This window comes from Psychrobacter sp. M13 (genome assembly GCF_030718935.1).
GTDB lineage: Bacteria > Pseudomonadota > Gammaproteobacteria > Pseudomonadales > Moraxellaceae > Psychrobacter > Psychrobacter immobilis_G.
In genome coordinates, this window is sequence record NZ_CP132194.1 from 1,619,952 (window position 1) to 1,644,506 (window position 24,555).

Annotated in this window: 15 protein-coding genes and 1 tRNA gene; 8 read left to right on the plus strand and 8 right to left on the minus strand. The window is 40.8% G+C overall.

The window, feature by feature from the left end; translation table 11 throughout:
- Window positions 1–25: 25 nt before the first annotated feature.
- The 3 genes from Q9G97_RS06820 to Q9G97_RS06830 all read right to left on the minus strand — a co-directional run bounded on the left by Q9G97_RS06820 (window position 26) and on the right by Q9G97_RS06830 (window position 3,284).
- Window positions 26–1,036: an ArsA family ATPase gene (locus Q9G97_RS06820; RefSeq protein WP_305898178.1), complete on the minus strand. Its 1,011-nt coding sequence runs from the start codon at window positions 1,034–1,036 to the stop codon at window positions 26–28.
- A gap of 57 nt (window positions 1,037–1,093) precedes the next feature.
- A complete protein-coding gene (locus tag Q9G97_RS06825; RefSeq protein WP_305898179.1) occupies window positions 1,094–1,411 on the minus strand; it encodes a cory-CC-star protein in 318 nt (105 codons plus the stop codon).
- Window positions 1,412–1,604: 193 nt separating this feature from the next.
- On the minus strand, window positions 1,605–3,284 hold the full coding sequence (locus Q9G97_RS06830; protein WP_305898180.1) for a carbon starvation protein A: 1,680 nt from the start codon (window positions 3,282–3,284) through the stop codon (window positions 1,605–1,607).
- A 255-nt stretch (window positions 3,285–3,539) separates the two neighbouring features.
- Between Q9G97_RS06830 and Q9G97_RS06835 the strand changes: the two genes are divergently transcribed.
- Both Q9G97_RS06835 and Q9G97_RS06840 read left to right on the plus strand, forming a co-directional pair.
- Entirely contained in the window at window positions 3,540–4,208 is a 669-nt protein-coding gene (locus tag Q9G97_RS06835; RefSeq protein WP_305898181.1) for a hypothetical protein, read from the plus strand.
- 125 nt (window positions 4,209–4,333) lie between these two features.
- Window positions 4,334–4,897, plus strand: coding sequence for a hypoxanthine-guanine phosphoribosyltransferase (locus Q9G97_RS06840; protein ID WP_201573425.1), 564 nt, complete (start codon window positions 4,334–4,336; stop codon window positions 4,895–4,897).
- Window positions 4,898–4,976: 79 nt separating this feature from the next.
- On the opposite strand, the gene recD is transcribed toward Q9G97_RS06840, so the two are convergent.
- The 3 genes from recD to Q9G97_RS06855 form a co-directional block, all read right to left on the minus strand.
- Complete coding sequence (recD, locus tag Q9G97_RS06845; protein WP_305898182.1) at window positions 4,977–7,241, minus strand: exodeoxyribonuclease V subunit alpha; 2,265 nt, start codon at window positions 7,239–7,241, stop codon at window positions 4,977–4,979.
- 98 nt (window positions 7,242–7,339) lie between these two features.
- Window positions 7,340–11,863, minus strand: coding sequence for a UvrD-helicase domain-containing protein (locus Q9G97_RS06850; protein WP_305898183.1), 4,524 nt, complete (start codon window positions 11,861–11,863; stop codon window positions 7,340–7,342).
- Window positions 11,864–11,944: 81 nt separating this feature from the next.
- The gene (locus Q9G97_RS06855) at window positions 11,945–16,543 is read right to left on the minus strand and encodes an exodeoxyribonuclease V subunit gamma (protein WP_305898184.1); all 4,599 of its coding nucleotides are present in this window, start codon (window positions 16,541–16,543) and stop codon (window positions 11,945–11,947) included.
- Window positions 16,544–16,873: 330 nt separating this feature from the next.
- Between Q9G97_RS06855 and Q9G97_RS06860 the strand changes: the two genes are divergently transcribed.
- The 6 genes from Q9G97_RS06860 (at window position 16,874) to Q9G97_RS06885 (ending at window position 22,718) form a co-directional block, all read left to right on the plus strand.
- The gene (locus Q9G97_RS06860; protein ID WP_305898185.1) at window positions 16,874–17,635 is read left to right on the plus strand and encodes a hypothetical protein; all 762 of its coding nucleotides are present in this window, start codon (window positions 16,874–16,876) and stop codon (window positions 17,633–17,635) included.
- Between the two features lie 89 nt (window positions 17,636–17,724).
- Window positions 17,725–17,800, plus strand: a tRNA-Arg gene (locus Q9G97_RS06865).
- Window positions 17,801–18,012: 212 nt separating this feature from the next.
- Window positions 18,013–19,479, plus strand: coding sequence for a tyrosine-type recombinase/integrase (locus Q9G97_RS06870; RefSeq protein WP_305898186.1), 1,467 nt, complete (start codon window positions 18,013–18,015; stop codon window positions 19,477–19,479).
- Between the two features lie 112 nt (window positions 19,480–19,591).
- Window positions 19,592–20,398 carry a hypothetical protein gene (locus Q9G97_RS06875; protein WP_305898187.1) on the plus strand — a complete coding sequence of 269 codons (807 nt, stop codon included), beginning with the start codon at window positions 19,592–19,594 and terminating at the stop codon, window positions 20,396–20,398.
- A 152-nt stretch (window positions 20,399–20,550) separates the two neighbouring features.
- Window positions 20,551–20,832 (plus strand): AlpA family transcriptional regulator, encoded by a 282-nt coding sequence (locus Q9G97_RS06880; protein WP_305898188.1) that lies wholly within the window; start codon window positions 20,551–20,553, stop codon window positions 20,830–20,832.
- A 2-nt stretch (window positions 20,833–20,834) separates the two neighbouring features.
- Window positions 20,835–22,718 (plus strand): DUF927 domain-containing protein, encoded by a 1,884-nt coding sequence (locus Q9G97_RS06885; protein ID WP_305898189.1) that lies wholly within the window; start codon window positions 20,835–20,837, stop codon window positions 22,716–22,718.
- Between the two features lie 203 nt (window positions 22,719–22,921).
- Here the strand turns inward: Q9G97_RS06885 and Q9G97_RS06890 are convergent, their stop codons facing one another.
- The gene (locus tag Q9G97_RS06890) at window positions 22,922–23,362 is read right to left on the minus strand and encodes a hypothetical protein (protein ID WP_305898190.1); all 441 of its coding nucleotides are present in this window, start codon (window positions 23,360–23,362) and stop codon (window positions 22,922–22,924) included.
- A gap of 189 nt (window positions 23,363–23,551) precedes the next feature.
- Window positions 23,552–24,484 (minus strand): hypothetical protein, encoded by a 933-nt coding sequence (locus Q9G97_RS06895; RefSeq protein ID WP_305898191.1) that lies wholly within the window; start codon window positions 24,482–24,484, stop codon window positions 23,552–23,554.
- Window positions 24,485–24,555 lie beyond the last annotated feature (71 nt).

The window sequence follows — 24,555 nt, forward strand, 5'->3', positions numbered from 1 at the left end:
AGTAAACTCATATTCAAGTTTGACGTTATTTTAATAACTCACTCAATGCCTCAGTTCCACGTATATCAGTTTGCTGTAAGTAGATGGGATATAGCGGATACTTTTTAAAAGCTTTCTCGATATCGGACATTATTTGCTGTTGTCTATTAGCACGATTTTGCCAAAACTCATCCGTTTGGGCTGGCTTTATTAATTGATTGACTACGATAGCGGCAGGCGTAAGTTTTGCGACTTCCAATTGCTCAGTGGCACGTTTGGTCTCTGCCAAGGGTAATACATCAGCGGTCATTACCAATACGATAGCGGTTTGGGTGCGATCATGTAATAGCATTCCCGCTTGACGGAATAATGCCTTGCGCCGCTCTAGTACTGCTACCGCTTGCTCCCAGCGATCAGGCTTACGTTTCTCAAAAGGGTTAGCGACATCTTTGGTTTTTTTATTAGCCTTATCTGTACTTTCTAAATGCGTTGCTACTGAGCGCAATTTCGCTTGACGACGCTGCTGAGTCAGTAATCCATCTGTCCAGGCACCCATCATCTCTGGCAATACTAACAATCGTAGCGTATGTCCTGTCGGTGCAGTATCAAATACAATATGCTCATAACCATCAGCAGTAGCGGTAACTAAATGCTGACACATGGACTCTAGCATTGCCGCCTCCGCGGCTCCCGGCGCTGATTTGGACAGGCGCAAATGCTCACGAATCTTTGGCATCATGTCAGGATTGGCATAGGCCATAATCGTGCGCTCAACTTGAGCGAAATGCGCATCTACGATCACATCGGGATTCAGCTCGATAGCATCAAGATAAGGGGTAATTCTAGTTTTCTCATTATTTAACTTTACGTCTAACACATCGCCTAAACTATGCGCAGGATCGGTCGATATAATAAGGGTTTTTTTATTATTACTAGCGAATTGGCTGGCAAGCGCTGCGGCAGTAGTGGTTTTACCTACTCCGCCTTTACCACCAACGAATATAATAGGCTGCGCTGATAATCGAGTAATCAAAGTATCCAAAGACTGTAAAGCCATATTCTTATCTCAATTTTTATTCGGGGTTAATTATTATAATTATCTTTATTTGTTAAACTAGCAGCACCCAACATGATCAAATGGACATCTGTCCATGCCCATACGGGTATGCCATTCATGAAAATTTTCCAAAAACAAAGGCTGCAACTCTAAAGTATAGAAGCTGGCAGGATTATCAATTCCTAGGCTCTCGGCGAACATCATTAGCATAAAAAAATCTTCTTCATCACGAGCAGCACGCGCCATCGTTTGTCGATATGGCGCATGATAAAACTCATTTAATCCTTCGCTAAAGCGTTGCCACCAAGTAGTGTTGGTTTTGCTTGCAGCTGTATTTATAGATTCTTCTATTAAATTATCTTCATTATTTTTCATAAGCTTTGTTAACCTACCTATTTTTCTTAGCTTCTACTATGTTAATAAGCTTATTGTATAGCGTAACACTATATCAACTCTATGATTTTAAATAATTAGCATAAACCAGAATATTGGATCTTTATAAAATTCGCATCATAAAAAAACGCCAGCAATTGCCAACGTTTTATTTTTACTGATAACCATTTATATATTAAGTCTTATGTTTACCTTTATGTTCGCTCCATTCTCGGCGCAGTACTGAGAAGCTCTCTAAAGTAACTAACACTGAGGCGATCAGAATGACTAAATCCATGATGATTAATAGCCAGTTACCATCATCATAGAAAGTTTTGAGTTGAATCAGCAAGGCAAATAATGTCATAACTAGTAAGAAACATAATGGCGCTAAAGTATACCAAACGGTCTTACCCTTACGTAATAAGATAACCGTCACAATCATTAATGTCAGAGCAGCCATTAACTGATTCGTCGTACCGAACAACGGCCAGATAATCATTCCGCCCGCTCCATCGATACCGCCTGCGCCAAAAGCTAGTAGCAGACAAGTTCCTACGGCTAGTAAAGTAGCGATCCAGCCTTTAGTCAATGCTGGCAAGTTATAAAATTCACCGAACTCTTGGAAGATATAACGCTGCAAACGTACGCCTGTATCCATAGTAGTACCTGCAAATAATGCAGCCATTACTGTTAGCATAGTTTGTGATAACACCATATCAATCCCAATGCCATTACTCAAAATAGTAGCACCACCATCGATAAAGGCACCGATAGAGCCGTCACCAAAGTTTTGATACACCGCTTGCCAATCACCAAGCGTCGCAAAGCCTGCTGTCGCCGCTAAGATAGCGCCAAGCGCTAACATGCCCTCGCCCAAAGCACCAAAGTAGCCCACGAATCGCGCGTCTTCTTCTTTATCGATTTGTTTAGAGGTTGTCCCTGTTGCGACTAAACCATGGAATCCTGATATAGCACCACAGGCAATCGTCACAAACAATAGCGGCACGATAGAGGGAGCACTCATCGGTAAGTCAGTATTGATCGCTGGCGCGACAATATCAGGCGTTGAAATAAAGATTGCGGCATATAATAAAATCAAACCAACGAATAGCTGCAAGCCATTAATATAATCTCGAGGCTGCAATAGCATCCAGACAGGTAGCAATGATGCGACTGCCGCATAAGCAAATAGAATAATGATCCAAACCGCATTGTCTGGAAGACCCATAAAGGTTTCAGGTAGAACGAATGGGAACATAGGCCCTAGATAAATCAGCCCATATAGCGCAGTAACCCCAATAATAGAGACCCAAACAAGGCTCATGTTATAGCGATAAATACACTGACCGATAATAAAGGCTACAACTAAAGCACCCCATACAGGTAATACAGCAGATGGCGTTTTAATCATCATATTGGCAATAGCAACACCAAATACGGCATTAACCATGAGCAGTAATAAGAAAATAACTACCATCATCAGGCTGCGCACTCGCGTACCCATAACGGTACCAGCGATAGAGCCGATGGACTGACCGCGATTGCGCATACTAGCCCAAATCGCTGACATATCATGGATACCTGCCATAAATATCGTGCCAAACACTACCCAAATCACCGCAGGTAACCAACCCCAAATCACCGCGATTGCAGGACCGATAATAGGAGCGGCTCCTGCTACTGAGGTAAAGTGATGTCCCCATAAGACGAACTTATTGGTAGGTACATAATCCACCCCATCTTTCATCGTATGGGCTGGCGTGGGAATACTATTATCTAATCCTAAAATCTTACTCGCTATGAATTTTGAATAAAAAGCATAACCGCATAGCATCAAAGCGACACCGACAACGAGTACAATAGCACTATTCATTTTACTGCTCCTTTTGAACTTAGCGCTGTCCATATAGAATAAGACAGTTATTTGTCTACAAGTTTATTATAGTGAACCCAAGAGTCCAAAAAATTAGTATTTCCAAAACGACTACTGTCAACTATTGACTGGCACGTCAACATTAAAATAGGATTGTAAATGATTTGACATACAATGTAACGCTAATAAATCAGTATAATAGCTATAATTTTTAATTAAGTTATCACAACTAAAATTACTACTATAGGTAGCACAATGGCACATTATTTTGGATTTATACCCTCAGATAAATTAAAACAGTTGGCTGCAGAAGCTGAACAAGTTAAACAGTCTGATGAGCAAGTTGATTATTATCCTTATCGCGATGCATTGACCCACCAGACCGCTCATGATCTTATCGATAACTTACTGGAGGGACTGATCGATAACATCCCTAATCCTGAGCGCCAAGTGGCTATGCGTAAAGTGATCACCACTATTGAAAAAGCGGCTGATACTATGTTGAACATTCTATTAGGTAAAGAGAATAATGAAGATATTATACCAAGCTTTAACTTTTTAAGAGATCAGGCTACTTTTATAGATAATGAAGGTGCTAGTCGAGTGGGCTTCAAGCTTAGCGATGAAGATACGCAAACGATCGTTGCAGGTTTTGCAGCGGTTACCCCTGATAATGTTGATGCGGCAAAATTCAGAGAAGCGCTTGAAACGATGAATGAGGCGACCTTGACCCATTTTGTCACTCGCTTTGCTGAAACACTCAAACTGGGCATGATAAAGCGCAAATCTGTGCCTGTCGCTAAAGCCGCTATCGATAAAGGTATGAACATGGCGCTTAATAAACTACTACCAGATCTACCTGATAGCTCGTTAAATCGTTTAGCAAACTATTACCGTCCTTTTATCGTTGTCAAAGCCGACTAATCTTTCGCAGCGCTGCTATTAAAAGTTATTAGCAGCAGACTATTTTTTTTGGATAGCAAGGTTTTATAGGCAAACCTGTTAAACCTTGCTAAAATAAGCAGCACTTTTCACCGAAGGCGCATCCTATGACTCAGATCAGTAATCAAGAAATCGAAAAAACCTTACGTAACTCAGAATGTTTAATTAGCAGTATCGAAGTTGCCGCTGCTTATGAGCGCCTTGCAGCCCAGCTCAACCTGCATTATGTTGGTCTTAATCCTATCGTGATGGTTGTCATGAATGGTGGTCTTATTCCAGCGGGGCAACTGCTCACTCACCTTACCTTCTATCATCGTATGCACTACATTCATGCGACTCGTTATCGTGATAACGAAGGTACTAATGAGCTGGATTGGAAGTTTAAGCCTGAGGTAAACATTAAGGGTGAGCACGTACTGCTCATTGACGATATTTTTGATGAAGGTATTACTCTACAAACAATCGTAGAAGACCTAAGTAAAGAAGATCCTGCATCTATTGAATGTTGTGTGCTACTCAATAAAGAGCATGACCGCAAAACTCAAGATTTTGACGTTGATTTTGTCGGTATCAATGTGGCTGATCGCTATGTATACGGCTGTGGTATGGACTACCATGGTTATTTGCGCCACTTGCCAGGCATCTATGCTATTAAAGAAGATAAAGTATAAATTTAGCAAGTTTTGATTGAATCAGTAAAATAATAAAAAAGCATCCAAATTGGATGCTTTTTTATTGCTATAAATCATGCTATTTCATAATATTATCAAACTGTAGCGCTAACCCTGTATGGCGCTTAGTTGGTGTTTGCACAGCCTTTTCAAAAGCGTGTTTTGTGCTGTATATAGTGACTTGTTTTTTGGCTCGTGTTACTGCGGTATAAATAAGCTCTTTGCTCAGTAATCTTACATGACTATTATCAAAAGCGATTGCCACGTGATCAAATTCAGACCCTTGTGATTTATGAATAGTCATCGCATACGCGGTAGCAATGACCTCATCATTTAGTAAGTCGACCGCAATTCCCTGTGCTTTATTCTCAAAGAATACTTCAAGTCGACTGTTACCCTCTCCTATTTGTAAGCAAAAACCGATATCGCCATTAAATAATCCTAGCTCATAGTTGTTCTGTAGAACCATCACAGGACGACCGTGAAACCAAGTATTCTGACCTAAGGGCAGCTTCAACTCGGTAAGATGCCACTGGGTAAGGTAATTATTAATATAGTGATCACCCCATTCGCCATTATGACCTGCACTAAGTACTCTAAATTGATTAAATGCTTTCATTAATGAAGCAACTGTATTTTCCATTGAATCTGGCATAGATTTTTCTACCGAGTTATTCTGTAAACGTTTAACTTCTTTTATGAAGTTTTGATAACTTGAAGATATTTTTTTTAGAATTTTTTCGTTGCTTAGGCTATTTTTTTTATCATTGTCTTTAGATGCTGCGGCCTGTATTGTATTCATGTTATTTACATTCTGAAACCTCAGCGCTGCATCGCTTTTCAACAACTGCCAAATAGCTTGGGTATCTGTGTTTGCTCTATTTATTTGATAAGCAAGCTTACCGATACCAGAGTCAGCACTGAATCGGCGACTCTCTGTCAACTCTACGTGAATAGGTTGTAATACTGGAATATGGCACAAATCAGCCAATACAGCCCCTGCGTCTACCGCTGCCAACTGGTTCGCATCTCCTAACAATATCAGCCTTGCGCCAGGCTTTACTGCACTCACAAGATAGTTAGCCAGCTCTACTCCTAACATTGATGCTTCATCGACGATAATAATATCTTCACCAAGTGGATTATTAGCGTCATAACGTGGTCTGCCTGTGCGACCAATGCCTAATAAGCGATGGATAGTCTTAGCTTCTTGCAGCTGCAGCTCTATATCCGCTGCATCTATGGCCGACTGTAAAGATTCCTGCATTCGCTGGGCCGCCTTACCCGTCGGTGCCGCTAATGCTAGACTAGCACTGTCTGTGCTGAATCTAATACTTTCACGATCATCTCCCCTACTCTCTGTGGCTTGTTGTAGCGCCATTACTAACTGAGCAACGGTATATGTCTTGCCAGTACCAGGGCCACCAGTAATGATACTAAAAGTATTATTATTAGCCACAGTAATAGCTGTCACCTGCTGCTCGTTTAGATTTTCGGGTAATGATAGCTCTAAAGGTATTACCTGCTGATCTAAAATATTGCCAATATTATTGGCTAAATTAAACTCCGCTTGCCATGTGCGATGCAACCAAAAAGTGAGTGATACCGTTCTACCAACTGCGTTTTTGTTATTTATCAGTTGGTAGATGACAGGTTCATTTATTTTGCTTAGGCTATTTTTATTATCATTATCATTATCATTTATATCAGCATTGACGTTAGCAAATAAAGAGTACTCAACAATCAGCTGAACGAGAATGCTTAAGTCGGTATTTTTTAACAACTGATAGAGCGCAGAGACACTCTCAAAACACTTGAGTAATCTCTCTTTTTCATGGTTGCTAAGTGCTAGCTGTGCCCATAGCTGAGCTTGCTTAGCAAACAAAATATCTAACAAATCAAATAGTGATAATATAGCTGTAGTACCTTCTTCTTGAGCAACTGTTTCTTGAATAACTGTTTCCCGAGTAACCATCTGAGTATCAATTAGCGCTAGGATTGGCGCGGCTAACCTCTCTATTAGTTGCTGCTGCCAACGGTATAGAGCAACTACCTCGCCATTGACTTGTCCTTGTAGCGGCTGCTCTTGCTCAGCTGCCTCAATCGTTAATACGGTATGCCCCTCTTCCAAATGGGTCGCCAGTACAACGAATAACGCGCTAAATAAGCCACTGTCTGCTATCTTATCTATCTGCTGGCTATCAGCATGAATCGTTGTTGTATCAGTTGCTTTATAGGCTGAATGCGTCTGCTGACGACGTAGCAAAATATAGTCACTAATATTACTAGCCCAGCTTTCTTGCAAGCTAACTGCCGCCCTGCTCTTACTGTTAGTATTACTCATAAGTTACTGCTCATAAATTATTGCTCGTTATATGCTTAGATATAGTTATTATTTATTTAACGCTTTATTTAGATCGTTATCTAATTAATTTTTAAAGCCTACGATTCTGGCAGGCCAAACAATGCATCTAAAGCCTTGACAAAGTCGATCGGGATATCCCAAGTGACTAGTCCGTAGCGCTCATTATGCATGGAATGGCTGTGATCAGGGTTATTAACTTTTGGTAATACCTTGGTTTCTGGTGAGTCGTCAGTAGCTGACTGAGAATCTGAATCATATACGCCCCGTAAAAAGACATATTCGACAGCACCTAAGTATTTATCCTCATTACCTTGATAATCACTCACTCTCATCGAAAGAAATCGATGCAAGGCTACTTGGTAAATCGCTGCTTGTAACCAATATCCTGCCTTTGACATCGCCTTTTTAAGGGTATCTTCATTATAATCGCTTAGGCTATTTCCTAAATAGTTACTCTTATAATCGACAACATAGTACTTGCCAGCGTACTCATATACCAAATCAATTTCACCACGTAAATAACGATATAAGTGCGTTTTATTTTGTGTGATAAGAGTCACATGCTTATCTGTCTCATTCGGCAGATACTGCTGAAACAACCTACTGATATCTTGCGCTTTAAAGTGCTCTGACAACCCCATGTTGAAATCTAACTCAGCAAATCTTTGGCTCACATCAAGAGAGCCTAAAGATTGATTGGATGCTAATAATGGCGACTGTAACACCTTTTCAATCCAGTCTATCAAGGCCTGATGTTTGCTAGTATCTACCGAACCAGTATCTATTGATTGGGTATCGGCTAGAGTACTATCTGCTGACTGTTTCGTCTGTAATAGTCGGCTTTGTTGCTCAGCGCTACTGTATATCAATGGCAACTGATAGCTGCTAACCGCTCTATCGATAACTTGAGACCACTGCGATGAATTATTAAAATCAATTTTTTCGAATATTTCATGCAAAAATGTACCAGCATTAGCGCCTTTTACAAAGGTAAAACGAATATCGTCCTCTGACTTAAGACTTAATTCACTAACGGATTCAGCAAGCTCTACCTTACTAGATGATACCGCTTCGACCGATGCTGAGGTCTCTGTCATATCAATATCTATAGCATCGTCAATACGTTCATCCATCACCGCCATCGCTTGTGTGGAGTCATCTAACTGACGGGCTAAAGCGGTAAAACTGGTCTTCGCCCAACCATAGAAATAATCGGTTTTCATGACTTCTGAAAAAGACGCGTACTCAATAGCTTCTGTTATAGGCTTTGTAGCCGTGTGATAAATACTAGCTGTCGAGCCTATAGACTTAGCAGACTGACCATAGTGATTATCATAGAACTCATTAATATTATGCCCTCTGAGCATACCTGTAGTGCCTTTAAGCCTATCAGGCATCTCAAACTTTGCCTCTGGAGAATCAAACCAGTAGAAGACTGGCTTTAATTCAAAACTTGTCTTATTACTAGGGTCTCTTAACACTACATAAAGCTGCTCACTGGCACGTGTAAAGGCCACATAGCCGAGCCTGCGTAGCTCATCAAAGTCTTCTTTGGTCTCAATATCAGTATAGTAACCTTCTGTAGTCGCAGAGCCTTGCACGGGTGAGAAACGTCGCTGATTTCCTGTAGATTGGGAGGTCAAATCTGAGTTTGCTGATGCAGCTTGTTGAGCGTTGTATAAATATAGCCCATAATCTTCTTTATTGCCTGACTTGCGACTGGCATCACCCATACCCAGTGCATAGACAATCGGAAATTCTAATCCCTTAGATTTGTGAATAGTCATCAGTTGTACACCAGACTCGGTAGGCAGCGGATATTGCTTGGCCCAGTCACTGTTAGGAGCTGCGTCTATATGTTGTCTGAACCAAGCCAATAGCTCATGCTCACCCATACCTATGCCATACTGCGCCATAATGTCCATCACATGACGCAAATCCATGATATGACGGTCGCCTTCTGGATGAGCCGCTAATGCTTGCCAGACTCCTTGCGGCTGTACGGGGCTTTTATCCAATAGGTAATGCAGTGCTGATAAGATACCAAAGTGCTGCCAGCGCTGCGCCCCTTCCTTGAGGTAAGTAATAAAGTCTTGATAGCTTTTTTTATGAGTACCAGCGGAGGTGCTTTTTATATCAAGGCTACTTATATCAAAGCTATTCACTGTTAGCCCTGAATCATGATCCGTCATCATGGCTTTGACTTGTTTAATGCTCAGTCCATATAGATGACTGGTCAGCACGCGATTAATCATGTCATGGCGATACGGATATAACATAGCACTGAGTAGCGCAGCCACGTCTTCGACCATGATAGTCTCAAAGATACTGACATCGCTAGTGGTCAAAGTCGGTACTTTGAGCTTAACCAATTCATCCTCAACCTGCTTTAGATCTTTTTTGGTGCGTGCCAGCACACCAATATCGCTTGGCTGGATAGGCTTTCCCTTTAGGGTCTGATTACTACCGAGTAAAGTGGCAATATGGCGCGCGGTGATCTCAAACTCATCGTAATCCAGCGTTTTTTCTTTATCATAAGGCAAGTGTAATAAGCTTACTGACTGAGCAGAGAGCACCTCAGTGACTAAAGGGCTGTCTTGATCTAACTCATTAGACCAAGACAGCTGGCTCTGTGTTCTTGCAGCTTTGATATGTTGATAATAAATACCACTACCTAGCTGTGATAGCTTATTGTCAGCTGTCTTTGCGGTCGGCATACCGAACCAGCAGTTCAAGGCATTAATAACACTAGCGTTTGAACGACGGTTGATATTAAGCGTCCAGATACTGCTGTTCTCAAACTGGGCTTTCATATAATTGTAGTTGGCGACATCACCGCCTCGAAACCCATAAATAGCCTGTTTAGGATCACCAACCAACAACAAAAACTCATGGTTGGCTTTATTGCTAGTAACCAGCTTGTCATTGGCCGAGGGTTTACGTTTACGCTTTGGCAAATAGATGCTTTCAATCATAATGGCTTGCTCGCCATTGATGTCCTGCGACTCATCAATCAATGCCACTGGATAGTGATGACGAATATAACGCGCCAGCTTCTCTCCTTGCCGACCGGTTAATGCTTGGTTTAAGCGTACCATTTGCAAGCTAAAGGTAGTTTCACCGCGCTCTTCTAATATAACTGGCAGCCTGTCACGTACCGCAAGCACAATATGGCGATTGAGATTGGCTAATAACATTACAATATGCTGATTTAAACCATCAACCATATCCAAGATAGCCATTAATTTACTGATGGTTTCTAACGCGAAAAACGCCTCATGCTCTTTTTCTCTATTCTTATTAAAATTCTTAATTTTACCCTCTTCATTGGGATATCTAGAATCTTGCAATGAGGTGAGAATCTTATTTTCACGTTCATTTAGATAATTGGTAAACACCAGCTGATGTTTCGCTATCTTTTGATGTACCTCAATAATGGCATCAAACTGTGTCGTTAAATTAGAGCGCCCGTTAAATCCTTGAGACTTTCGATAATCAAGATTTAAATACGGCTGAATATCTGCCAAATCCAATGTCGCAAACTCATGCAGTAACTGCTCATATAAACTAAAGTCAAAATCTGCTAGCCTTACCTCATTAATCGGCGCAGAAATAAAATTCAGCGAACGAGTCACATAACTTTTATGATCGCCAACCGCCGTCAGCTTACCTTGCTGATCTATCAATGCATACAATTTAGGCTGCTCATGATACAGTCGGCTTTGAAACTGACGCAGCTCATCATGAACAATACTGTCAGTCACTTGCTCAATACTGCTGTCTTCAATAATAGCCATGCCTTGCTGATGACCGGTCTCGCTACTGTACTCCTTCAACCATTTTTGCGCCAAGCTATCAAGGGTACCGACAAAAAGCTTGTCCAAGGTGGTTAATACCAGCGCCGTACGGCGAATGGCTTCTGTCATAGGATAGCTGTAAACATGATCAAGCAAGTAGCCGACCAGATGCAGATTAATAGGGTCTTGCATGATGTCATCTAAGCGCACATATTTAGCTTGAGCGACTAACCAATCCTCACGATCTTTTTTTGCTTTTATTTTTAGTTGAGCATTCTTTTTAGTAGCGGCTTGTTTATCATGCTTCTCATCATCAGCAAGATCTTGGTTTAACTCGTCAGCGCTAGTCTTAGCACTTAAACCTGTGTCTGTCCTTGAGCCCTTATCTACTAATTTATCCTTGCTACTTTCAGGCGTCACCTGTAACACATCAGGATATAAATCAGACTTATTATTAAGATCAGCACTCAAGCTATTGACCCACTGTAGCAATTGATAAAACTCTACCAAGCGATCGTGAATACGCTGACGCATCTCAGCAGCAGCGGCGCGAGTAAAGGTAGTGGCAATGATTTGCTCGGGGGCACGCCTTGCCTCAATCAACAGACGTAGCACGATACCCGTCAGTGTCCAAGTCTTACCTGTACCAGCTGAGGCCTCAATGAGATGTCGACCCGTTAATGCAACATCGACGGCTGGTACAACATCCGCTTTACGTTCACTTATATCGTCACTATCATTACCTAGCTGTTGTGGCAATGTAGATATATTATTTATATAGGTCAGGTCGGTTAAATCAGTCATAGGAGCGCACACTTTTTATTATTATTCGTTAAAGCTATTTATTAAATTTATATATTAAAACCAGTCATTTGATATGACCATCTAATTCTGTAAAGGCTCTAGTGCAGTAAACATCGGCTCGTATAGTGGCTGTGCTAAGGTTATCAACGCTGATGATAGCGCTTTAAAGGCATCTTGATCACGTAGGACGTACTGCCAAATAGCATGCTGCGAACAGGTATCGTATACCGCGTCTATATGGTAGCTCGCTCTTAGCCAATCTGAGAAGTCTGCTCGTTTTGGCCAGTAACTGCCTTCTTGATCTTCTTCGGCTTTTACACGCTTTTCAAGATAACTTAGTGCATATTCTGGCAATAAGGTAATGGGTACTTGGCCTGATAGCTTGGCAAACATCGCCCACTTGACCAATTCAACCACTGCCTCTTCGTATAAGATGGGTTTTAACTTAAAAGCAATTGCGTTCTCATATTTCTTAACGCCCGATCTGGGCTTATTGAAGCGCCAGATACTTACTCCATCCTCTAAGGCCACTTGATCGCTAGTAGTACGTCTAGCAACTTGCCAATACACATGTGCTAACCAAAACTTGAGTAGATGCTTAGGGTCGGCAGAGTTAGGGAGGATATTTAACCAGTATTTAGGTGTTCGATCAGCATAGGGCATGCCAGCCTGTAGATGAGAGCGACTGTTGCTGTTATTTATAGATGTTGATTCTGATGTTGGTGCTAATATTGGTACTTGTATTGGCACTGAGCCTTTTATCTTAATAACTTTAGGTAGTCGCTTGAGTAGCGATTCATGCTCGGTAAGATTTAGCACAGCTGACAGCTCTATCTGCACCGGTTGTTCGGTAGTTGGGGTAAGCAGTTGCAAAGCTGTTGCATCATCTATACCGTTTTGTCCACCCTGATTAACTAAACCAATCTCATCAAAGCCATTCGCGATTAACTGCTCTTTAAACGCTAAGCATTGCTGTTGCAGCTTTTTATATTGATTCGGCAAGGTCGTTTGACGAGCCACCCCTGCTGGCATGATTTTTTGGTACATCAAAGTTTGGCTAGTGCTTTGTGTTACCTTATTGGCAATATCATTATCGCTCGCCAGCTCCTTAAGCAGATGCTCCTTAATCTGATAAGTCGTCAAACCGTCCAAAAACAGTGGCTCTTGCTGCGCTATTGCCTCCTCGCCTTGCACCACATGCACCTCTTGAGTATGCAAAAACGCCTTGGTAGGATGACGCACTTGGTAGGCGAGCACCCCTTCAACATCTATCTCGCCAATGTTAAATACGCTATCAAAAAGGGTTTTATCAAGCGTTTCAGAATGAGCGGTGGGACTACTGCCATCACAAATACTGTCTAGCGCCAGCATATCAGCCAATGCAGACAAGGTTTGACTATCGACTTGTCCGAGCTGACCTAAGCCTTGACCAAGCAGTTGAGCGATGGATTCATACTGTATCTTTGTAGGCAAGCCAACCAATTGTGGTAAATTTTCACTAGCTACGCGTCCCTTTAAGGTATTAAAGACAGTTTGCCAAAGCGGTGCGGGAGGAAACTGCTTTTTTTGAGCCAATTTCGTCTTGCGCATGGCGGCATTTAAGAGAGCATCTAGCTCATCAATACTATCCGTTTTACTGCTGCTAACAGAGCTATGGTCTTTAACATCGCTTTGAGTATGATCAGCACTCTCATTGCTATTAATATTATGAGACGCTTGCTCAGAGACATCCGTGTTTTCATAAACATCAGTGTCAACGGCTGTTTCGAACAGACTCTCATGAAAAGGTAGTGCAGGATGCTCAGTGACCAGCCACTGTTGAATCAACTTAGGTAAGTAGCGCTTGAGGCTCTCAGTAGTTGAATCAACGCTTTTAGGTAAAACGTCTAGTGAATCTAGAGAATTTACTTGCCACTGCACTTCACCTTGCAAAAAATGTAGCAATTCACTCACTGGGTTGGCTGGCAGGTGCTCATGAGTATCGGTCAGGCTCTGACCATTATAGAATATCCAGCAAGCACTACGCGCGCATAGCAGCGCATCCAAAAACGCACCATTATCATCATCTTCGCTGACTCTGTCACCTCGGCGAGCGTTAGTAGCTTTCATCAAATCATAACGATTGTCACGATCACGCCCAGGGAATTCCGACAGATCCATATTGAGCATAACGACCAGCTCAAAAGGTACGTTCCTCAAGGCGCCAAATTTACCAAAGGTAATCACGCCAGTGGGCTCCGCACTCACTTGCTGACTCTCAAGCTCGGCTTCGATACTATCCAGCATAAAGCTCAGCTTGAGCGGTAGCTGCTCAACACCTGCCAGCTTTTGCTCCACTTCTTTTTTGTTAGCACTGTTAGCACTATTATCACTGTCGCTGCTAGAGTATTGTCTGTAATGACGATTGGCTCGCAGGCTAGATTTAAAGCCATTCATAGCATTATAAATAGCGCGCATAGTACGCGTTTGATCAATATCACCGAAATAACGATGAATCACTTGGGTCTCAATCTGATCAAGCCAATCCTCTGCTTTTATCTTTTGGGTATGATCATTACGGCGCGCTACCAAACCAGTATAAATACGGCAAAGGGCTTCAACGATCATGGCATCATTAAGGCTCACTTGTGGCAGCGGTAAGCTCATCTCAGGCATTGCCGTACTCGGCCACTCCTCCTCTGCTAAGGGATATAAGCAATCGCTTGAGCTGGCCTCTGGCATTACTAGCCCTAATACTAATCTATCTAGCGCTTGCGCAAAGCTAAAGCGATAATCAAAGTCGTTACTGTCTAGGGTTTGCTTAAGGTGCCATTCATCAAAGCCGCGGATAAAGCCCGCTTCTACCAGCAAATCGCAACCACGGCTCATCTGCTCATGAGTTAGCCCAAAGCTCTCAAACAACGGCGGTAGCATCAACCAATCCAAAACCTCAGCCGCCTCAAAACGAGCGCTATGACTGCCGAGCAGCTTATAAAAGCCAATAATAGCTTCCCATAACTGACGAATATCGGCATCGACCACACCCGTGACTTTGGCAGGCAAGGTTAAGCCGTCTTGACCTTTACCACTGACGAAAATAGAGCTAATCAGCGCATGATGGCGCTCAACATCAGGTAGCAGTACTACGATGTCCGATATATGGCGCTTTTTTTCGCCAAGTTTGATAGGTTCATTTAACCAGCGCCCAATCATAATACGCAGTACTTCAAGCTGACGTTGCAGGCTATGACACGAATGTATGCTTAGGCTATTATCTTGTGCAGACATGGCCCAAAAGCGATCTTTCTCAAAGCGCTTACTCTCTAATGCCTCATCGTCATACCAAGGTGTTTGTGACTCCTGTTGATCCTGTTGTTCAAGGCCTAGCTCTATCTGCTTGCCTACCTCCTGCGACACTTTTGCAGCGGTCGCTTGTTGGGTCGACTGCTCATCAAGCATTAAGACATCATTTTGCAAACGCCGTAATAAACTCGGACTATTTTGCGTAGCTTGAGCACTTTTATTAACGTTAACATCAACATCAAACTCATCATGCCAGTCCCTATTTGAATCATCATTAAAGCCATTATCGCCAACATCAAAGCTATCTTGCCACTCTACCAGTTCATCTTGATATTGCTCATTGCCCGACAAATTAGCCAGCATCGCAAAAGTATCACGTGACTGTTTACCCAGACGCGACAGCAAGCTATGCCCATAGTCGCGCAGGAACACGCTTTCAGGATTAATAATCTGCTGGCGTTGCAGCCAAGACTTATCGACAATATCCGCCCAAAATAGCTTGGAGGGATTGTAGTGCAGTAGCAAGATATCCATATATTTCGATAAGCGCTGTAGAAAGTCGAGCTCAGTCTGCGGCAGTTGCTGAATAGTAAAAATACGCAGCACTTTTGGCAATTGCTCGCGCTCATTAGCTTTATTGCTCTCTAAAGCCGACCAAAAGGTGTCCTCAAGAGCCACACGGTGCAGATGCACATCGGCAAAGAGCTGCGACCATAAAAAACGCTGAGCCACTTCCAACTCCACATAATGCTCAACCAACCACTCAGGCGTACCACGTGCATATTTATCAAAACGCAGTGACAGCTCATCCTTATCCGCTATTAGCTCATCGACATTAAGTGGCTTGTTATGCGACCACAGCGTTAACCAATCTTCACGATGGGTCAAATAGCGGTTAAACACCCGCGCCAAATCGCTTGCCAGCTGCCAAATACGCGTATCTTGTTGCGCTTTATTTGCTTCGACTGCTTGTTGTTGCGGCTCATCTATCAGCGATGCCAATAGCGGATGAACAGGATGCTGTTCATTTTTGACAATCGACTCTTGATAATAAGTCAAATAACCGAATAATCGCCACTGCATGACCGTTGGTGATAACACCGCTACCTCAGGCACACTTAAGGTTGTCGCTCCAGGGTCTAGCTCTAATAAATAGGCGTTATGACGGCTTAGCACATTTTGCATCAGCGTCCACTGATACTGCCCCCAAAAAGTAGTAGTGACCAGAGTGCTAATACCCGCTTGGCTGGCAATCGATTTATCCAACCAATCGCCCAACACCATCGAAGGTACAATGACGATAAATTCTGCAAAAATAGGTTGGTTCTTTGCCTTGTAAGCAGTCAATAACTCATCTACTAAATACTCGGTGCGGTGTGACTGGATAATTTTAAACATAAGTGACGATCTAATTAGGATGAAGGAGTAAAAAGCAGGAAATGGCAGTCACGTTAATAAAAGCATTAACGCCGATAACGAAACGAAAATCGTTACTCATAAAAACATCTATGACAATACTTATAAAGGTATGTTTTGCAGTCGTGGCTGCTATTTTTTTCTGTTAAGATAACGGCGCTTGAATTAGTGTGCCATCGATAGGGGTAGTTTACCAGCATACTATCTCAATACTGGCCTAATACTTGCTCAATAATCACTGATATGAAATAGCTTACGACAGATAGTGTCGTACTATATATGAAACACCTTATACAACAAGAGCTGTAACCTATGAGAGACTACAAGTTAGTATTCGCCGGACTAGTATTGTTATTCATATTCATTATTTTTGGTGTCTTCTCATGGCTATGGATTAATAATCAAAAAAATACTAACCCGCTACCTATCTTGAGCGGTAAAGACGTACAACTAGTGCAAGAAAGTGCCGAAGAAGATAGCGATGAGGTCAAAAACAACGCGGATGCGAATACGCTATATATTCAAGCGCAGCAGCCTTTGCAAGTACCTTTAGATGAAGTCATCGTCAGATTTGAGGCACGTTACCCACAGATTCAAGTATTGACTAATTACGTGCCAGCGACCGCTCTGTTAACGCTCGACAATACCAACGCTACTGATATAGTTATTGCTGAGGATCAGCTCTCAGACTCTCTATTAAGCCTATTACAAGATGAGCTCGATAGAAATGTAAAAAACAATATTGTTAATCCACCCGTACAAAGCGGTGCTGATACAGACCCTGAAGAAATAGCAGCAGAAAACAGTGAAGCTCGTACTCTAAATCCGTTTGGTTATGCTATAAAAAACTCACAAATGCTCGAAGGCGTGATTGTAAGTGCTAAACCTGTGGCTATTAACTTCCGCAACTTCCTAATCTCAAGCACTGGGCAAGACATTTTAAGAGAGTATCAGTTCGATGATATTAATGGCTATCAAAATAGTGTCGATGATTTATTTAACCCGACGTCAGATGGAAAAACAACTACAGAAAAAACTGAGGTGGTCAAAGACGCTCTAACCAATAGTGAATAACGGATTGGTATCTTTTGCTATCTGGGTAAACCATAAACTCTATTCAGCGATTGCTTTTATAGCTATATTTTTTTACAATGAGCCATTATGCGCCTATAGCTCAACAGGATAGAGCAGTTGCCTCCTAAGCGATCGATCCGAGTTCGAGTCTTGGTGGGCGCACCAATCATTGTATTTAGACATAACCTCGCATTACCTCAATCCCTCTAAACCCTTTATACATATACATAGTTGTCTTTATTGATTACTTGTCATTACCTGCTAGCACCTCTACAATGTTGTTAAATGAGTTGTTAAATGATAAACAACATCATTTTTTGTTGTTAATTATGCGATGAGATTGTTGTTAAACCTCTCAACGCCTTGAGGTATAAGCCATGACAAGAAGACAAGACTATCGATTAACTGACGCTGGCGTGAAAGCAATAGCCAAACAGTCCACACCCACCAAAGTCACACGCCATGGTGATGGTAACAATTTATACCTTATGCAACATCCGAATGGCTCACTATTTTGGCAAATGACCTATCGCTATAAATCTGATAAAGACCTTAGACCTAAGCAAAAAACTTATCAAATTGGTATCTATAAGCCAGCTAAACAAGCTATTGATTCTACCTTTAAACCAGAGGTGTCGCTAAAAGAAGCGAGGCTAGCACGTGATAAAGCTCAGGCATTGCTCAGTGATGGCATTGATCCTACAGAACATAAAAATCATGATAAAAATGACTATGAGCAGAAGGATTTATTTAGAGTTATTGCTAAAAGGTATATTGACGAAAAATCTACCACTACACCTAAGAATATTCAAAAACTTCACAACTATCTAAATAGGCATATTGCACCGCATATCGGTGACTATCCTATTGCCTCTATCACTGCACAGGACGTCATCAAAACCGGGTTAGCAATTCAAAATTACTTTGAAAAACAAGGCAAATGGACAGCCGATACTTCAAGTAAGTGTGTCGAGCTAATTGGCTCAGTTTTTGAATATGCTATTAATACGTTAAGCTACGACATCATTAATATCGCTTATGGTCGTAGTAAAGCATTAAGACCTCATAAGCCTAAGCGTATGGAAGCGGTCGAGCAGCATCAGCTTCCTGAACTATTACATAATATCGATAAATATATTAAAGACCATCCGAATGCTCATGAACAAACCATGGCTGGTATGCAGCTGATGACGTTATGTTTTGTTAGAACGAAAGAACTACGATTTTTTGAATGGTCAGAAATTGACTACTATAAAAATGTATGGCGTATCCCAGCACATAAAATGAAAAAGCGTCAAGACCACATAATTCCGCTATCATCACAAGCGATGGCAATTATCGAGCGAATGCGACCTTTAACAGAAAAAACGAGTTACGTATTTTATAACTTCAGCAAGAACAAGCCTTATAGTGAGGCTTGGTTTAATCAAGCTTTAAGGTGTATGGGCTATACAGGCGACCTCTACCCTAAGATGACTGGGCATGGATTTAGACAGCTTGCCAGCACGGGATTGTATGAAATGCAGTTCAGTGAAGATGTAATAGAAATACAGTTAGCCCATCTTAGGCAGTCTAGTGTCAAAAAGCGCTATGACTTGTCTGCACATCTAGCAGAACGTCAAATGATGATGAACCAATGGGCAAATCATTTAGATGATCTACGAGCTGGCAAGGCGGTTAGTTTTGACTTAATGACACCAGATGAAATTGAGAGAGAGATGAATAATCGTAATGAGCAAGCTACTGATATAGCGATGCATGATAAAGATATTTTGATGAAGAGTTTACAAGCGCAAGGTGTATCGCCTGATTTATTAGCAAAGCTTGCTAGTCAGATAAAATAATTACAAATATATTGTTCTGATCAACAGGAAATTTAAGACTAAGACTAGTTACCAAAACAATAGCTATTACTCACTTAGGCACTTTATTTTTACTATATGAAGGAAAGAAACTATGTTTGACCCTCAAGCGCTAAACAATCAAAACTGCTTTAGATCAGTTATGGACAATATAGAAAGACCAAGAACTATTGATATAGCGCGTAACATATTATCTCATGAAAAATGCCACGAACTACAACAGAAAAATAATATCTACTATTTAGAAATTATTGAAGCAGCAGCCAATGCATACATCAATGAGAAATTTAAGTTCGATCTTAGCTATTTTCAGGAAAATCTAACAATTTTCCAGGAAGGATATACAAGTAGAAAACGCACAGAGAGCAAAGACGAATATGCTTTAAACCGGTACATCGAAACTCTTTTTGCAAAAATTGACAAAGACATAGATACTGAAATTTATGAATATCATAATTTTCAAAAAATATTAGCACCTTATTCTGGATCTGAGCTAGATAGACTAAAATATATGATAGAGGAGCTTATTAGAATCTACTTGTATAAAGATCTCTCATTACTAGCATTCGAACTTAACGCATTTGATGTAGCCTTGACCTATCACGATTATGCAGTTGTTCTATATAGTGGTGGAGTTGTCCAAATCGACTATGAGAGCAAAAATTATCTTCAAAGAGAAATCTCTGCAAAAAGCAAAAAAGCGATTAACAAACGGTGGGATAAAAACAATCAGGATAGACCAGATAGAAAGAAGAAGTACTTAAAAATTATGCGAGAGAAAAATTTTTCAAGCGCTGCTAAAGCAGCTGAGTATATTGTCATCAATGATAATGAAGAGAAACTTGCTTATAGTACTATTTTGAGAGATTTAAGAGTAGCCGTTCGAGGTAATTTTTCATAAATCATAATGATTAACGCTCAAAAATGCACATTATACGCGTATACTGTGCATTATACGCGTATAAGTATTTCAACGCCCTAAGCATTTTCTTATTATCACTCTACAGCACCTGCCACTACTGGCTACAACTACTCGTGCTGCGGAGTAATATCATGGAATTGAAAAACAAGTTCTTGCGGATGTCCGATCTCGCGAATCAATCTGAGCGTCCAGCTCGCACCTACACCACTGAATCAGGTCAGCAACGTACCATTACAGCCAGACCAGCCACCAGCGGTATCACTGGTTTTTCCGCAAAACATATCTACCATCTAATCAAAATTAAGCAATTTCCAGCACCCATAAAAATCGGACGTGCCAGCCTTTGGCGTGTGTCCGATATTAATGACTGGTTAGATAGTCATATTTCTTCATCCAACAATGAGGAAGCATAGTCATGAGTAAATACAATCAGATTTCTGATCCTAAGATAATTGATGAGCAATCAGCTGACTTAATAAAAAAGCCAAGCATCCTGCCAGATGCTCAGCTTTTAGAAACTAATACAGATGACATTGACGAGCCATCATCTGAAATTATAGCAGAAACCGAACTTAATGAACGATTCATTTACGAAAATGGATTCTTTGAAGTACGTTCTGATGGTTTGTATTATGTACACCTCAATGATAAAAACTCTTCCAAACCTCCTAGACAGCATGCCGTTTTTATTTGCTCACCCATAGAGGTTATTGCCAGAACGCGAGATGTTCACAGCACTGCATGGGGTATATTAATTAGATGGTTTGACGCTGATGGAGTAATGCATCAACACTCTATAGCTATGGATTCATTTCATGGCGATACACGCGAATATCGTAAATATTTGGCCAGTCAGGGTTTAATTATCACACCTAATACTAAACATCGTCAATATTTGGATATTTATCTACAGCAGCATCCTATTAAAATTAGGGGGTTATGCGTTGATAAACTAGGCTGGCATAATGATCGATACGTACTACATAATCGCTCATTAGGTGGCAAGGATGATGAAATTATTGTCTACCAATCTAATAATGTAATTAGTAACGTACTATCTGAGAGAGGTACGTTAGTTCAATGGCGTGATGAGATATGCAAACTAATTGCTGAACAAAGCCGTCTTGTATTCTCAATATGCTGTGCATTCGCAGGACAACTATTAGAGCCGTTAGGCTATGATGGAGGTGGATTTCACATGCTAGGCTCATCAAGTATAGGTAAATCTATTACAATGTGCCTAGCAGCCAGCGTATGGGGAAATCCTAGACGAATAGTCAGAACTTGGCGGCAAACAGACAATGCACTCGAGGGCACAGCCAGAGAGCATAACGATAGTGTTTTGCTATTAGATGAAATAGGACAGCTCGAACCTAGCATCGCTGTCAAAACTGCTTACATGCTAGCTAATGGAAGTAGCAAATCACGAAGTTCTGTCTCTGGAGACAACCAAAAATCTCATACTTGGCGCCTCATATTTCTATCCAATGGTGAGCAATCAATCAAACAACATGTTGCATATGAGTCTAAAGGTGTTACTGCAGGAATCGAAATACGCGTTGCGCATATTGAAGCTGGCGCTGGTACAGGCAATGGAGTTTTTGATAGCCTTGTAATGGCAGACTCTGGTTCAGAACAGGCAGATAAAATTAAAGAACTCGCCTCTAAATACCACGGCACAGCAGGAATTGCTTGGCTTAATTATGTTACTGCTAATAAAGTAGAAACTACAGCTAAAGCTAAAAGTTTAATTAAAGGCTTTATGCTGCAATACAATGATCTATCATCACAGGCGCACAGGGTCGCTAAAAGATTTGCGCTTGTAGCTGCCGCAGGGGAGATGGCAACACAAGCTGGTATTACTGGTTGGCAAACTGGGCAAGCTACAGCAGCAGTCAAGGTATGTTTTAATAATTGGCTTGACAACTATGGACACGATGGTGAGCATGAAGAGAGACAAATCATCAATAATGTTAAAGCATTTATTGAAAAACATGGTTCAAGCAGGTTTCAGCCTTGTTACAATAAAGGATCTACAGTCTTTGAAGCCAAGATTAGCAATTGTGCTGGCTACCATAATCGCGACACAAACGATTTCTACTTTTTTACTAGTAATTTTGAAAAAGATGTATGCTCACCATTTAGTAAGCGTAAGGTGTTGAAAGTAATAGAAGAAGCTGGACTTTTGATTATGAATGAATTTGGTCGCAACACTTATAAAACTCCGACAACTTGTATTAAACAACGTCCCCGTGTTTATGGTATTAAAGGGTCAATACTAAACTATGAACCTGCTTAGAAATACCAATAAGGGTTTACTAATAAAAGTCCCAGTCATACCTTAACTTGAAACGACCAGGACTACTTTAGAACCTTTAGCGACGGGTGTTGTCCCGCTGTCCCTTTAGTCCCATGTCAAAGCTGAGTAAACACTAAAATACCAAAAGCTCTCTTATTCAGTGAATAAGAGAGCTTTTTAAATAGAATATTTAGTTATATATTTTAAGAACAATAATACGAGAAAATACCTCCGACCGCGTCTCTGTCTATATGATTGATAAAGTTGTCATCCCAAGGATCATCTGGGTAAGCCATTGACGCTTTAAAGCTAATTTTATCCCCATCAGCTGTCATAATATGAGACTTGACTGGCTCCTTGCAATTTATTTCAACATACTGATTGAAGGCACCTGTATATCCGGTTGAATAAACCTGAAGCCACATCACCTCAGGCTTCAAAGCATTGTTTTCGGGTAATTGTATTCTTAATGGTTTAGCATACCAAGTCGTTGACTTCACGCCATCACCCAGAGGTTGATTAAATACCTCTACCTGCTGATTCTTAAAAAAATCATTGCCATTATTAATTTTAGCGTTTGCCGAACTTAAAGATACAGCTGTTATTACCAAGCAAGTTAACAATCCTCTTGAAAATTTCATCATAACTCCTTTATATGATTATATGTAAGATGCATTTTATAAATAAAGTATAAATTTAAACAACTTTATTCATTCAGCAAAAAACAACTCAATACAAACCTTGGGACAGATGGGACTAGTGGTACAACTTATACAGCATACGGGCTGATACTTGTCCCAGCTATCAAAAACCCTTGGGACGAATGGGACAAATTAAAAGTCATATTCAGATTTGTATTCTGAAAAATACTTATAGCTTGTCTGTTCTATTTTGTCTAAATCACTTTCACTAAATAGAATTTCGACATTATTCTTTGAGGGTGCTAATGAGGAAAACATACTATTATTCAGATTATCAGCCGGTATGAAACAATTGTATAGATTTGATGATTCGCGACCATCCTCTTCAGTTAGCTTGGCATATATACACGCTTCACCATTTACACGGGCATATCTTGTATTATGGAAGCCATGATCTCCAAAATTGTCAGGATGGAGATTTGTAGGATAAACTACTCCGCTTTTAACATAGCTAAGCGTAAGCTCCGTAGGCTCATCTCCTTCTGAAGGGACAGTTCTCAAACTTATAACAACTTCTTCATTTTTTGATAAGATAATTCTATTTTTAGACTTTTGTACATCTTTCAAGTATTTAGTACTACAAAAGTAGTTACTAGAATTATTTTCACACTTAACTCTTTCTATCCATTCATCAGAATATCCTGTGTTGAGCTTAGATGGCACAAGGCTTGCGATCTTAAGATTTATTTTTTCCTCATCCATTGATGTCTGTGACAAAGCTTTAGAGTCCGGCTTAGTAGTTGGCAGCTCAGTAGCGAAACTGCTATTCATAAATTCATCAAAAGCAGCTTGACCAGGATCTTTAGAGGCTACCTTTATGAATCCGTTGTCAGCTTGAATTGAGGCATCATTACTTGTAGAGCTAGTAGCTACCATTTCAATATCTTTCTGCTGATCGCTAGTTACTTTATTAGCATCATCAATATTATGGGAGGCTTTTTTAGATTCAGAAATAGAGACTTTTGGGTCATCAATTACGTCAGTTGATTTATCAAAACAGCCTGTAATCGCAATGCTGCCAAAAATAAGCGATGAGAAAATTTTAAAATGATCTGATAATTCCATTTTTTTAATTACCTTTAGTAGATTAGATAGCCAAACAAAAGTAAACCAATGTATCACGATTGAATTGTCTA

Coding starts and splice junctions, on each gene's coding strand:
- Q9G97_RS06820 (WP_305898178.1), bottom strand. CDS start 1,036: ATGGCTTTACAGTCTTTGGATACTTTGATTACTCGATTATCAGCGCAG.
- Q9G97_RS06825 (WP_305898179.1), bottom strand. CDS start 1,411: ATGAAAAATAATGAAGATAATTTAATAGAAGAATCTATAAATACAGCT.
- Q9G97_RS06830 (WP_305898180.1), bottom strand. CDS start 3,284: ATGAATAGTGCTATTGTACTCGTTGTCGGTGTCGCTTTGATGCTATGC.
- Q9G97_RS06835 (WP_305898181.1), top strand. CDS start 3,540: ATGGCACATTATTTTGGATTTATACCCTCAGATAAATTAAAACAGTTG.
- Q9G97_RS06840 (WP_201573425.1), top strand. CDS start 4,334: ATGACTCAGATCAGTAATCAAGAAATCGAAAAAACCTTACGTAACTCA.
- recD (WP_305898182.1), bottom strand. CDS start 7,241: ATGAGTAATACTAACAGTAAGAGCAGGGCGGCAGTTAGCTTGCAAGAA.
- Q9G97_RS06850 (WP_305898183.1), bottom strand. CDS start 11,863: ATGACTGATTTAACCGACCTGACCTATATAAATAATATATCTACATTG.
- Q9G97_RS06855 (WP_305898184.1), bottom strand. CDS start 16,543: ATGTTTAAAATTATCCAGTCACACCGCACCGAGTATTTAGTAGATGAG.
- Q9G97_RS06860 (WP_305898185.1), top strand. CDS start 16,874: ATGAGAGACTACAAGTTAGTATTCGCCGGACTAGTATTGTTATTCATA.
- Q9G97_RS06870 (WP_305898186.1), top strand. CDS start 18,013: ATGACAAGAAGACAAGACTATCGATTAACTGACGCTGGCGTGAAAGCA.
- Q9G97_RS06875 (WP_305898187.1), top strand. CDS start 19,592: ATGTTTGACCCTCAAGCGCTAAACAATCAAAACTGCTTTAGATCAGTT.
- Q9G97_RS06880 (WP_305898188.1), top strand. CDS start 20,551: ATGGAATTGAAAAACAAGTTCTTGCGGATGTCCGATCTCGCGAATCAA.
- Q9G97_RS06885 (WP_305898189.1), top strand. CDS start 20,835: ATGAGTAAATACAATCAGATTTCTGATCCTAAGATAATTGATGAGCAA.
- Q9G97_RS06890 (WP_305898190.1), bottom strand. CDS start 23,362: ATGATGAAATTTTCAAGAGGATTGTTAACTTGCTTGGTAATAACAGCT.
- Q9G97_RS06895 (WP_305898191.1), bottom strand. CDS start 24,484: ATGGAATTATCAGATCATTTTAAAATTTTCTCATCGCTTATTTTTGGC.